This is a genomic window from Salipiger sp. ABN3_019, assembly GCF_056158605.1.
Genome location: NZ_JBSWTP010000009.1, coordinates 1243426 through 1255792 on the forward strand (window position 1 = coordinate 1243426; position 12367 = coordinate 1255792).

The window sequence follows — 12367 nt, forward strand, 5'->3', positions numbered from 1 at the left end:
GAACAACCGGCGCGCGGCCCTCCCGCGCGCCCAACCCGGACGTTCAAAGGGCGCCACGACCGGGAGACATCAAAGCCCGCACAACAGGGACACATGCCGATGGCAAAGATTGAACCTCCCCTCTCAGATCTGCCGATCAAGACCGCCGACAAAGGCTTTTACAACGGCTTCTCGCTCGATGTGACCGTGACCTCCAAGCTCGCCGTGGGCGGGCTGGTGCTCTGGGCCGTCGCCTTTCCCGAGCAGGCTGGCGGCGTGCTTGGCGGGCTCAACACCTTCATCCTCGCCAACTTCGCCACGTGGTACATCTACGTGATGGCCTTCTTCGTGATCGTCTGCCTCGCGCTGGCGGCCTGGCCGGCGGCGGGCAAGCTGAAGCTGGGCCATGACGACGAGACACCGGAGTTCGACAACTTCTCGTGGTTCTCGATGATGTTCGGCGCAGGGATCGGCGTCGGCATGCTGACATGGGCGGTGGCAGAGCCGATCTACCACTTCCGCAACAACCCCGAAGTGATCCAGGGGCTGGCCGATGGCGAGAGCATGAACAACTTCATGAACGCCTATAAGTACAGCTACCTGCACTGGGGCTTCTCGGCGTGGTCCTCCTATGCCATCGCCGGGCTGGCGCTGGGGTATTTCACCTATCGCCGCGGGCTGCCGCTGACCATCCGCTCGTCGCTGACACCGCTCTTCGGCAAGGCGCTCTCTGGCCCGCTCGGCCACCTCGTCGACATCGTGGCGGTGATCGCCACCATCCTCGGCGTGGCGCAGACGCTGGGCTTTGGCGTCGAGCAGTTCGTCGCGGGCATGAGCAAGATCGGCATCGGCGACTGGCTGGTGACCGAAGAGGGCAACGCCTCCCCGGCGGGCATCGTCGTCGCACTGGTGGTGATCATGGGGGCCTCGACGCTCTCGGCGCTGTCGGGCGTTGGCAAGGGCATCAAATGGCTGTCGAACCTCAACATGGCGCTGTCGATCTTCCTGCTCGCCTTCCTGATGATCTTCGGCTCCACCTGGTTCGGCCTGCAGGCGCTGTTCATGGGCATGGTCGATTACATCATCGCGCTGCCGAAGATGCTGTTCACCGTCTACCGCCCCGATGGCACCGAGACCGGTGACGCGCTCTCGGGCTGGCAGGGCGCCTGGACGGTGTTCTACTGGGCATGGTGGGTGGCCTTCGCGCCCTTCGTCGGTCTGTTCCTCGCCCGCATCTCGCGCGGCCGCACGATCCGTGAGTTCGTGCTGGGCGCGATGATCGTGCCGTCGATCATGTGCTTCGTCTGGTTCTCCTTCGCGGGCGGCACGGCGATCGACATGGAGCTTTCGGGCCTTGCCGATGGCGCGATCTTCGCCTCCACCGATGGCGGCAAGATCTTCACCATGACCGGCATCATGCTGGGCGATGTGCTGGGCTGGGGCATGGCGGTGATCATCGTGATCCTGCTGATGACCTATCTCGTCACCTCGGCGGACTCGGCGGTGCTGATCGTCAACACGATCAACGCAGCGGGCGACGAAGGCCCGAAGGCGCGGCCCCACATCATCTTCTGGGGCGTCACGCTGGGGGTCGTCGTCGGGGCGCTGCTGCTGGTCGGCGGGCTGACCGCGATCCAGACCGCCATGGTCATCGGCGCGCTGCCCTTCTCGGTGGTGATGCTGCTGATGTGCTTTGGCCTGTTCAAGGCGATCTACCGCGACGGGCTGCGCGCCCGCCACGGGGTGCCTTCGGTCACTGTTGAGCTGCCGCCCGCGGAGTGATCCAGAGCGGCACGATGGGGAGCCGGCCGGTGCAGCGATGCGCCGGCCGGTTTCCTTTTGCGTGCGTTGGCTTTGTCCGATTGTCCGCAAAACGGGGCTAACGAGCGTACTTTGATCGGATTGTTTCCCCGTGCGCGGGCTGTTCGGTAAAATGCGGCGAAAGTTTGACTTGCCCTCCGCCGATGCTAGCCTGACCCTAAGGCAGTCCGAATTTTCCGTGTGTGAGGAAGAAGATGCGAGTTCTCAAGCTTTGTGCCGCGCTGGCGGCGGTGACGATTTCGGCGGGCGCGGCTTTGGCCGGCAGCCAAGGCTATCCGGGCGATATGTACCTTCCCGGTCAGGCGGGCTTTGCCGTCGGCGGCAGCGATCAGCCGCTCATCCAAGCCTATCCCGGCCCCAATATGTGCACCCAAGGCAAGCAGCCGGTGATCGCGGGCGGGCAGATCTGGTGCGACGTGCCCACCGGTGGCAGCTATTACAACCCGGCCAATTATGTGGCGCCGCGCGCCGTTGCGGTGCCCCTGCCGCGCGCCTATGCGCCGGTCGGCGAGAAGGGCGTCGCCTACCAATAACGGGCGGCACCGGGGAGGGCCGCAGATAGGGACTCTGAAGGGGCCCTTAGTGACTTGGCTTTTTCCGGCGAGCCGCGTATACGCGCGGCTTGAACCAATTCCGGGAACCATCGCCATGCAGGGCAGTGCCAACCTCAACATCATGATCAAGGCCGCGCGCAAGGCGGGCCGCTCGCTGGTCAAGGACTTTCGCGAGGTCGAAAACCTTCAGGTCTCGATGAAAGGGGCGGGCGATTTCGTGTCCCGCGCCGACATCGCCGCCGAGAAGATTCTCAAGGAAGAGCTTCTGGGCGCGCGCCCGACCTACGGCTGGCTGGGCGAAGAGGGCGGCGGTCAGGACGGCGAGGATCCGACCCGCCGCTGGATCGTCGATCCGCTGGATGGCACCACCAACTTCCTGCACGGGCTGCCGCATTGGGCGATCTCCATCGCGCTCGAGCACAAGGGCAAGATCGTCGCCGGTGTGGTCTTTGACCCGGCCAAGGACGAGATGTTCTACGCCGAGAAGGGCGCTGGCGCCTGGCTCAACGACTCGCGCCGCCTGCGGGTCTCGGGCCGTCACCGGATGATCGAGGCGATCTTCGCCACCGGCGTGCCCTTCGCCGCCAAGAAGACCCTGCCCGCCACGCTGAAGGACTTTGCCCGCCTGATGCCCGAATGCGCCGGTGTACGGCGCTGGGGCTCGGCGGCGCTCGATCTGGCCTATGTGGCCGCGGGCCGCTACGACGGCTACTGGGAGCGCGAGCTGAACATCTGGGACATCGCCGCGGGCTCGCTCATCGCGCTCGAAGCCGGGGCGATGGTCGAGGGCGTGCGCGAAGATCAGGACCCGATGGAAACCGGTTCGATCCTCTGCGCCAGCAACAACATCTTCGATCCCTTTGCCAAGGTGATCCGCGAAATCTGACGCCGCGCCGCGTATTTATCGGAACAATGAAAGGGGAGCCGCGCGGCTTCCCTTTTTCTTTGCGCTTCTTCTCTTTCCAAATACGCCCGCCGGAGGCGGTCCGGCACCTGCCGCCCGCTCAGCGGTCGGACGGATGGTTGACCCCATCGGTCCAGGGGATCTCGTATTGCGACGGGTTCACGCCGTCGATTGCGCCCATATTGACCCCATACTCATTGGGGTTCGAGCGGCGGCGGTGATACATGTAGATGCCGCAGACCGAGCAGAAATAATGTTGCGCGGTGTTGGTGCCGAATTGGTAGAGCGTCAGCCGATCCGCACCTTTCACCACCGTCACGCCATCCAGCGGGGCCGAGACTGCGGGCGCGCCGCGGCGGCGGCAGAAGGAGCAGTCGCAGCGGCGGGCGGTGTTCAGCCCATCGACCAGCGTCACCGACAGCTCGCAGGCACCGCAGTGGCAGGTGACCTTCACCGGGCCGCCTTTGAATGCGGGATCGTTCAGTGACGTGACCATGGGCCCTTCCTTCCGCTTCCATTGCTCCGGCGCCCGGCGCGCGGGACATGCGTCCGGCTCATAACATAGCGTGCCTCGGGGTGGGGAGGGGTGCCGTGGGTGCGGCTCCAGAAGGCAGGGCCGCCGCGCGCCAGCCAGACCGGCGCGATCATCGCGATGCCAGCGACGAAACCGCCCACATGCGCCCAATAGGCGACGCCGCCCTCGGCCCCGGCGCTGCCGATGCCGCTGAAGATCTGCATGCCGAACCACACCGCCAGCAACAGCCATGCGGGCACGGGCAGCACCTTGAAGATGATGATCAGGATGATGAGGATATCGACCCGCGCTTTGGGGAACATCAGCAGATAGGCGCCCATCACCCCGGCGATGGCGCCCGAGGCGCCGACGGTGGGCACGGTCGAGGTCGGATCGGCGACGAATTGCAGCAGCGCCGCCGCCACGCCCGCGGCGAGATAGAAGAGCAGATAGCGCATATGCCCCAGCGCATCCTCGATATTGTCGCCGAAGATGAACAGGAACAGCATGTTGCCCAGCAGGTGCATCAGCCCGCCATGCAGGAACATCGAGGTGAGGATGCCGCTGTAGCCATAGCCTTCGGCAATATGCGCCGGGAACAGTGCCCAGCGATCGAAGAAGGCGTTGAGCGCGCGCGGATCGCCGAAGAGCCCCCAATAGCTGAGAAAGATCGCCACATTGGCGAGGATCAGCCCGTAGGTGACATAGGGCGTGCGGCCCGAGGGGTTGTGATCGCGGATCGGAAACATCGCGCAAAGAGTGACGCGGCGGCGGGCGGCGTCAAGGGCGGATCTCAAGGGCGGGTCGTCGCGGACACCGGAGTGCGCAGGAAAAGGGCCGCCCCGAAGGGCGGCCCGCCGCTTTTACATATTGCCGCCGAGCAGCGCGGCATTGCCGCCCGAGGCGGTGGTGTCGATGCAGACGTGACGCTCGGCGCGGGCGTGGCCCTTGTCGGGCGCGCCGGTGATCAGCGTGAGGATCGGCCCTTCGCGTCCGGCAAGCGCCTGCCGGTAAGCACTGGCTGCACCGGCATCGCCCCACCAGAGCGCCGCAGAGATGCCGCTCAGCGTGGCCAGCGTCTCGGGGGCGACCTTGCCGTGCGCGGTGATCGCCACGCCGCCAAGCGCGCGGATCGCGTCGGCCTGCGCCTCGGCGGCCTCCTGACCGGGGCCCATGCAGAGCACCGGCTCGCGCGCCAGCGTCATGTACTGGTTCGCCTCACCGGTCGGGCCGGGCAGGTCGCGGCGCTCGGGCTGGGGCGCGCATCCGGCGGTCTTCAGCGCCTCCTCCAGCCGGGCGGCGACCTCATCAGTGCTCCAGGTGCCGCCCGCCATGGGCGCGGGATGCGCGCGGAAGCGGTCGACGTAGAGCGGCCCGCCCGCCTTCGGCCCGGTGCCCGAGAGCCCCTCGCCGCCGAAGGGCTGGCTGCCGACGATGGCGCCGATCTGGTTGCGGTTCACGTAGATATTGCCGGCGTGCACGCGCTCGGTGACGTGCTGCACCCGGTCGTCGATCCGCGTCTGCAGACCGAAGGTGAGGCCGTAGCCACGCGCGTTGATCGCGTCGATCACCTTGTCGAGCTCTTCCGAGCGGAAGGTGGCGACATGCAGCACCGGGCCGAAGATCTCACGCTCCAGATCGTCAATGCCCTTTACCTTGATGAGCGTCGGCGGCACGAAATACCCGGTTCCGGGCACGCTGATCTGTTTGATCAGGCGACCATCTGCCCGGGCGGCCTGCACATGAGCGTCGATGCCGTCCTGCGCCTCGGCGTCGATCACCGGGCCGAGGTCGGTCGAGAGGTGCCACGGGTCCGCCGGGTTGAGCGCGTCCATGGCACCCTTCAGCATCTCGATGAAATGCGGCGCGATGTCTTCCTGCACGTAGAGGCAACGCAGCGCCGAGCAGCGCTGGCCCGCCGACTGGAAGGCCGACTCGACGATCGCCTGCACGGCCTGTTCGGGCAGGGCGGTGCTGTCGACGATCATCGCGTTGAGCCCGCCGGTCTCGGCGATGAAGGGCGTGCCGGGAGCAAGATGCTTGGCGATGGACTTATGGATGATCTGCGCGGTCTCGGTGGAGCCGGTGAAGGCGACGCCGTTCACCGCCGGGTTCGAGGTGAGCGCCGCGCCCACGTCTCCGGCGCCGGGCAGCAGTTGCAGCGCGGTTTTCGGCACCCCGGCCTCGTGCAGAAGCTGGATGGCGCGATAGGCGATGAGCGGCGTCTGCTCGGCGGGTTTGGCAAGCACGGCGTTGCCTGCCGCAAGCGCGGCGCTGAGCTGGCCGGTGAAGATCGCCAGCGGGAAGTTCCACGGGCTGATGCAGGCAAAGACGCCCTGCGGCGCGGCACCTTCGGTGCGGGCCGCGTAGTAGCGCAGGAAGTCCACCGCCTCGCGCAGTTCGGCGATCGCATCAAGCTGGGTCTTGCCTGCCTCGCGGGCGAGCACGGCGAAGAACTCGCCGAAGTTGGCCTCGTAGAGATCGGCGGCCTTGTTCAGCACCGCGGCGCGCTCGGCGGGTGAGGCGTTCCACGGCTGCGCGGCGGTCGCAGCGGTGGCGACTGTCTCGGGGGTGGACCATGTGATCTCGCCGGTCTTTTGCAGGGTGGCGGGGTTCACCACGTCTTCGGTGGCGCCCACGGGCGCGTCACAGGCGAGCAGCGGGCCGGCCTGCCAGACATGGCTTGCGAAAGGCGCGCGCGCCGCCTCGATACGAGCGATGGTCGGGCGGTCGGTGAGATCGAAGCCCTCGGAGTTGGCGCGCTCGGGCTGGAACAGCTCTGGGCCGCGGGCGAGCGTGCGATCGTCTTTGGCCGCAAGAGGATCGGCGGCCACGGTTTCGGGCGCGACGCTCTCGTCGACGATCTGGTTCACGAAGGAACTGTTGGCGCCATTCTCCAGCAGGCGGCGGACGAGGTAGGCCAGCAGGTCGCGGTGCGCGCCGACGGGCGCGTAGATGCGGCAGCGGGTCTTTTCCTTGTCGTGGACAATCTCGTGCAGCCGCTCGCCCATGCCGTGTAGGCGCTGGAACTCAAAGCTGTCGCGGTCATCGCCGGCCATGTGCAGGATCGCCGCCACCGTGTGCGCGTTGTGTCCGGCGAACTGCGGATAGATGCGGTCGGTCATGCCCAGCAGCTTGCGGGCGTTGGCGATGTAGGAAATGTCGGTGTTGTGCTTGGCGGTGAACACCGGGAAATCGGTCAGGCCCATGACCTGCGCGCGCTTAATTTCCATGTCCCAATAGGCGCCTTTCACGAGGCGGACCATGATCTTGCGGTCGAGCCGCTGGGCGGTGGCATAGAGCCAGTCGAGCGTCTGGCTGGCGCGCTTGCCGTAGGCCTGCACCACCACGCCGAAACCGTCCCAGCCGTCGAGGCTGCGGGAGGCCAGCGCCGCTTCGATCACGTCGAGCGAGATGGCGAGGCGGTCCGCCTCTTCGGCGTCGATGTTGAGGCCGATCTTCGACTGGGCGGCCATTTCGCACAGCTCCACCAGACGCGGCACAAGCACGCGCATGACATCCGCGTGCTTGGCCTCTTCATAGCGCGGATAGAGCGCCGAGAGCTTGACCGAGATGCCGGGGTTGTCGCGCAGATCGTCCTTCTTGGCGGCTTTGCCGATGGCGCGGATCGCGTCGGCGTAGGCGGTGAAATAGCGCAGTGCGTCGGGCTCGGTGCGTGCGGCTTCGCCCAGCATGTCGTAGCTGTAGGTATAGCCCTTGGCCTCCTGCTGCGACCCACGCTTCATGGCGCTCTGGATGGTTTCGCCCAGCACGAATTGCGCGCCCATTTCCTTCATCGCGCGGCCCACGGCCTTGCGGATCACCGGCTCGCCCAGACGGCGCATAGCCGAGCGCAGGTGGCCGACGGGGCCGGGGCGCTGGTTCGGATCGAGCACCTTGCCGGTGAGCAGCAGCGCCCAGGTCGAGGCATTGACCAGCGGAGAGGTCGACCGGCCCATGTGCTTACCCCAGTCCGAGGGCGCGATCTTGTCCTCGATCAGCGCGTCGATGGTCTCGGCATCGGGCACACGCAGCAGCGCCTCGGCAAGGCACATCAGCGCGATGCCCTCGTCGGTCGAAAGCCCGTATTCGGCGAGGAAGACCTCCATCAGCCCCGGCTTGGCGCTGCCACGGATGGCGCGCACGAGGTCTGCGCCGCGAGCACCGATCTTGGCGCGGTCGGCCTCGCTCAGCGCGGCAAGCTCGCGCAGACGGGCAATGGTCAGAGCCTCATCGGCATAGGTGGCGGCATCCATTTCGGCGCGCAGGTCGTGCAGAGTGTCGTAGGGCATGGTTCTCTCCGGGCGTTTGCTCTAAGATACAGCAGGTCTGGCAGGCGAATTTCCTTAAAAGGGTACTTCTAGGGGGCGAGTGATCCGAAAATGATGGAAGTCACGATGCAAAACGTCACGGACGAATTCGATAGGTTCGACCGGGCGATTCTCACCACGCTGGCCGAGGAGGGGCGGCTGTCGATCACCGAACTGGCGCGGCGTATCGGGCTGTCGAAAAGCCCGACTCAGGCGCGTCTCCGGCGGCTTGAGGACCTTGGCGTAATCCGTGGCTATCGCGCCATTCTCGACCCGATCCAGCTTGGGCTCGATCATGTGGCCTTTGTCGAGGTGCGCATGTCCGACACGCGCGAAAGCTCCCTCGACGCCTTCAACGCGGCGGTGGCGGCGATTCCCGAGATCGAGCAGGTCCATCTGATTGCAGGAAATTTCGACTATCTTCTCAAGGTCCGCACCTCGGATATGCGCAGCTACCGGCGGGTTCTGGCCGAAAAGCTTTCCACCCTGCCGCATGTCTCGACCACATCGACCTATGTTGCGATGCAGGCAGTCAAAGAAGACGGGCTGGCCGAAATCTCTGGCTGAGCGGCGGCCCATAGCGGCAAAGGAGGACGTCCGATGCGAGGTTTGACGATCATGGCGCTGTGCCTTGTGGCGGGGCCGCTGGCGGCGCAGGAGCTTCCGGTGCAGGTGGAGCTTTCCTGCGACGAAGGGGTGGCGTCGCTGACTCTGCAGGGCGAAAGCGGCACGCTGCACTATAGTGGCGCGGAAATGCCCATGGCGCGGGTGCAGGCGGCCTCTGGCGTGAAGCTGGAGTCGATCGACGATCCGGAAACCTACGTCTGGACCAAGGGCGAGGACGCGATGATGCGCATCGCCGGGCAGGACATGAGCAATTGCACGGTCGCCGCGACATCCGAGGTGACCGGCACCCCCTGGGCCTTGGCCACGCTTGATGGCGCGCCGGTCACCGATCCGGCGCCCGAGATCAGCTTTGGCGAGGATGGCGCCCTGAGCGGCAGCGCCGGGTGCAACACGTTCACCGGCACTTGGGCGACGGAAGAGGGCATGCTGGAGATCGGCCCGCTTGCCACCACGCGGAAGGCCTGCGAGCCGGGCGTGATGGCGCAGGAAGATGCGTTTCTGGCGTTCATGGGCGCGCTGTCCGACCTGCGCTTCGGCCCGGAAGGAGAGCTTCAGTTGATTGCCGATGACGTCACGAGAGCGACCGCGACGCGCTGATCTGCTGCGTCGCGCCCTCTGGCCAAGCGTGCCGAAATCCGGCACAGAGGGCGCGGGCCCGCGTGGTGGAATGGTAGACACAGGGGACTTAAAATCCCTAGCCTTTATGGCGTGCCGGTTCGAGTCCGGCCGCGGGTACCACTGATCACTCCCAAAGCATTGTTTTGCATCGGCTTTTGTTGATGGACAGCCGAGGCGTAGCGCATTTAGGCGCGCGCCCGGACCTTTGGCCTCATACGAGGGCGGCAGCGCCTAGTTTGCTCGCCAATGTCCATCTGGTCCTCTGCGCCACGATCCGCCCGAGAGCTCCCCTTCTCTGAGGTTGCGCCAGCGCGCCGGTTGCACTGCCAGAGCCTCCTCCCTCGGCAATCTCCACGCGGGTCCGAAAAAGCTAACGACAGGCGCGCGAATTTGCCTATCGTGAGGCAATTGATTAATTTTCATGGAGTTGGCGGTGGAGTCACAAGCGATCCACCCATTGGCTCCGGAGCACATTCCAGGATATGTGGCCGGCGCGGATGGCAGTGATGTATTGTTCACGGCGATGGCGATCTTCGGGATCGTGCTGATCATCGGCCTTGGTGTTCTTTATCTGACGCTCCATTCGATCCCCGAGCGCATGGCGCATAAGGCGAGCCATCCGCAGTTGCAGATCGTCGGGATTCTCGCCCTGCTGGCGCTGTTCACCCACAACAACCTGTTCTGGGTCGCGGCGGTTCTGGTGGCGGGCTTTCAGTTTCCGGACATGCTCTCGCCGCTGCAGTCCATCGCCCGCTCCTTGGCAAAGCTGGCCGGGCGCCCCATCGACGAGAACGTTCCAGAGGGTGACGCCCCCCAGCCGGCCTTCCGCCATCATGACGGGGAGGGCTGAGCATGCTTGAAGCCATCCTTTGTTCGCTGGTCTCGCTCGTGCCGGACTACCTCTATCGCCGTTACGCGCAGGGCAAACGCTTTGGGCACGAACTGACGCTGTTTTCGGTCTGGTACGAGCTGCGCTGGGGGCTGACGCTGTGGATTTTCCTCACCGTCTCGCTGATCACCGTGCTGTTCTACTATCACCCCGCCAGCATCTCGGTGTCGTCCTACTTCCGCACGGTGACGATCCTGCCGCAGGTGAGCGGGCGGGTGTCGGAGATTTACGTCGAGAACAATGAGAGGGTGTCGGCGGGCGATCCGCTGGTGCGGCTCGACGGGCTGTCGCAGCAGGCGCAGGTGGATGCGGCGCAGGCGCTGCTGGCCGAGACCGAGGCTTCGGCGAAGCTGGCGCAGACCGATCTGGCGCAGGCCGACGCGGGCATCGCGCAGGCGCGCGCGGCCTTGGTTCAGGCGCAGGAAGAGTTGGCACGAAACGAGCAGCTGCGCGATCAGGGCTCGAGCGCGGTGCGGCTTGTGGAGATCGAGCGCTACGAGAATATCGTCGATCAGCGCGAGGCGCAGCTGCGGGCGGCCGAACTGCAGAAGGAAAGCGCGCAGCAGCAGATCGATGAGGTGCTGCCAGCCAAGCTCGAAAGCGCGCGGGCGCAATTGGCGCTGGCCAAGGCCGAGCTCGACAAGACGCTGATCTCTGCCGGGGTCGATGGGCGGATCGAGCAACTGGCCCTGCAGGTGGGAGATTTCATCAGTCCGCTGGCGCGGCCCGCGGGGATCTTCGTGCCGACTGAGGCCGGGAAGGAACGCTTTCAGGGCGCGTTCAACCAGATCGCTGCACAGGTGATCCACCCCGGCATGATCGGAGAGATGGGCTGCATGAGCAAACCCCTCGACATCATTCCGCTGGTGGTGACCGAGGTGCAGGACGTGATCCCCTCCGGACAGTTGCGTCCAACGGATCGGCTTGTCGATCCGCAGGACGACGTGCGACCGGGCAGCGTGCTGGTCTATCTCGAGCCGCTTTATTCCGATCAGCCCACCAATGTGCCACCGGGCAGCAGTTGCACCGTGATGCTCTATACCGACAACCACCACCGGCTCGAACATGAGGAGATGAGCACCGGCAAGCGCATCTTCCTGCATGTGGTGGACACGATTGGCGTCGTGCATGCGGCGGGGCTGCGGCTGCGGATGCTGTTCCTGCCGGTGCAGACGCTGGTGTTCTCGGGCGGCCACTGAGGCCACAGGACCCGGCGCGCGGTCAGGGCAGGTCAAGACAGGACAGGTCAGGTCAGGGCGGGGGCCTCGGTCTTTGCCTGCGGCAGGCTCTCGAGATGCGCCAGCACCTCGGCGAGCGGCATCACATCGGCATAGCGCCTGCCCATGTCGCCAAGGTTGGCGGCATGGGTCTGCGCATCGTGGTCGCCGCTGCACTCTTCGGGCAGGATCACCCGGAACCCATACGAGAAGGCGTCGATCACCGAGGCGCGGATGCAGCCCGAGGTCGCGCAGCCGGTGACGATCACCGTGTCGACGCCCTCTTGCGTGAAAAACTCGACACGCCGGTCTGGAAAAAGATCGAGGGCGCGCGCTTGATCACCAGCGTGTCATAGGCCGGATCGTGGATGCGCGGGTCGAGATCGCACCCCGGTGTGCCGAGGATCCAGTTCTCGACATCGGCGATCTTCCAGCGCAGCGCGTCGCGGGCAGAGCTGTAGCCGGTCACGCAGCTTGCCACCGGCAGCCCGGCCGCGCGAGCCGGGGCCAGCAGTCGCGCCGTGGCCTCCACCGCCGCGTCGATGCGGGCGCCGCCGCCCATCGGAAAGCTGGGGTCGGTGAGGCTGCGCTGAAAGTCCACCACAACGATGCCGCAGCGCCGACCAAAGCCGATCTTCGTGCTGTCGAAGCCCAGAGAGGCGTAGCGGCTGTGCGTGTCCATGGCGTGGGTCTCCTGCAAAAGTCCGTACAAATTGAGCGGCGCGACGGGACAGTGTCAACGGATGCGCTCGAGGTGGTCGCTGCGTGGCGTCGCGGCGAGGCTGCCTTGTCTAACGCGCGGGCAGGCGGGCTGTCGCGCGCCCAAAGAGCTAGTCGCTCAGGTGATGGCTTTTGCCGTAAGGTATGCGTTTGCTGCATATCCGGGCTGCGCGGCGGATCTCGGTCTGGAAGGGCGGAGCCAGACTTGCATAGA

The 12367-nt window shown here is 65.7% G+C and carries 10 protein-coding genes, 1 tRNA gene and 1 pseudogene; 8 read left to right on the top strand and 4 right to left on the bottom strand.

The features are described 5' to 3' along the window. Positions 1–99 precede the first annotated feature (99 nt). From ACXAD2_RS14155 to ACXAD2_RS14165, 3 genes are all read left to right on the top strand, one after another. Complete coding sequence (locus tag ACXAD2_RS14155) at positions 100–1761, top strand: BCCT family transporter (protein WP_475171301.1); 1662 nt, start codon at positions 100–102, stop codon at positions 1759–1761. Positions 1762–1994: 233 nt separating this feature from the next. Continuing rightward, positions 1995–2333, top strand: coding sequence for a hypothetical protein (locus ACXAD2_RS14160; protein WP_475171304.1), 339 nt, complete (start codon positions 1995–1997; stop codon positions 2331–2333). Between the two features lie 115 nt (positions 2334–2448). Next, positions 2449–3240 (top strand): inositol monophosphatase family protein, encoded by a 792-nt coding sequence (locus tag ACXAD2_RS14165; RefSeq protein ID WP_066102068.1) that lies wholly within the window; start codon positions 2449–2451, stop codon positions 3238–3240. A 118-nt stretch (positions 3241–3358) separates the two neighbouring features. Here the strand turns inward: ACXAD2_RS14165 and ACXAD2_RS14170 are convergent, their stop codons facing one another. From ACXAD2_RS14170 to putA, 3 genes are all read right to left on the bottom strand, one after another. Next, the gene (locus ACXAD2_RS14170; RefSeq protein ID WP_224898804.1) at positions 3359–3754 is read right to left on the bottom strand and encodes a GFA family protein; all 396 of its coding nucleotides are present in this window, start codon (positions 3752–3754) and stop codon (positions 3359–3361) included. Then, positions 3739–4521: a rhomboid family intramembrane serine protease gene (locus tag ACXAD2_RS14175; protein ID WP_475174886.1), complete on the bottom strand. Its 783-nt coding sequence runs from the start codon at positions 4519–4521 to the stop codon at positions 3739–3741. Before ACXAD2_RS14175 ends, ACXAD2_RS14170 begins: the two co-directional genes overlap by 16 nt. A 114-nt stretch (positions 4522–4635) precedes the next feature. Further along, entirely contained in the window at positions 4636–8064 is a 3429-nt protein-coding gene (gene putA / locus ACXAD2_RS14180) for a bifunctional proline dehydrogenase/L-glutamate gamma-semialdehyde dehydrogenase PutA (protein ID WP_475171317.1), read from the bottom strand. Positions 8065–8169: 105 nt separating this feature from the next. On the opposite strand from putA, the gene ACXAD2_RS14185 reads away from it, so the two are divergent. The 5 genes from ACXAD2_RS14185 to ACXAD2_RS14205 all read left to right on the top strand — a co-directional run bounded on the left by ACXAD2_RS14185 (position 8170) and on the right by ACXAD2_RS14205 (position 11415). Continuing rightward, positions 8170–8649: an Lrp/AsnC family transcriptional regulator gene (locus ACXAD2_RS14185; protein WP_066106673.1), complete on the top strand. Its 480-nt coding sequence runs from the start codon at positions 8170–8172 to the stop codon at positions 8647–8649. 33 nt (positions 8650–8682) lie between these two features. Then, positions 8683–9306 carry an META domain-containing protein gene (locus ACXAD2_RS14190; RefSeq protein WP_475171321.1) on the top strand — a complete coding sequence of 208 codons (624 nt, stop codon included), beginning with the start codon at positions 8683–8685 and terminating at the stop codon, positions 9304–9306. Positions 9307–9362: 56 nt separating this feature from the next. Continuing rightward, positions 9363–9447, top strand: a tRNA-Leu gene (locus ACXAD2_RS14195). A gap of 301 nt (positions 9448–9748) precedes the next feature. After that, a complete protein-coding gene (locus ACXAD2_RS14200) occupies positions 9749–10177 on the top strand; it encodes a hypothetical protein (RefSeq protein ID WP_475171323.1) in 429 nt (142 codons plus the stop codon). A 2-nt stretch (positions 10178–10179) separates the two neighbouring features. Then, positions 10180–11415 (top strand): HlyD family secretion protein, encoded by a 1236-nt coding sequence (locus ACXAD2_RS14205; RefSeq protein WP_475171325.1) that lies wholly within the window; start codon positions 10180–10182, stop codon positions 11413–11415. Positions 11416–11462: 47 nt separating this feature from the next. Here ACXAD2_RS14205 and ACXAD2_RS14210 read toward each other — a convergent pair. Further along, positions 11463–12115, bottom strand: a pseudogene (locus tag ACXAD2_RS14210) (isochorismatase family protein). Between the last annotated feature and the right edge of the window lie 252 nt (positions 12116–12367).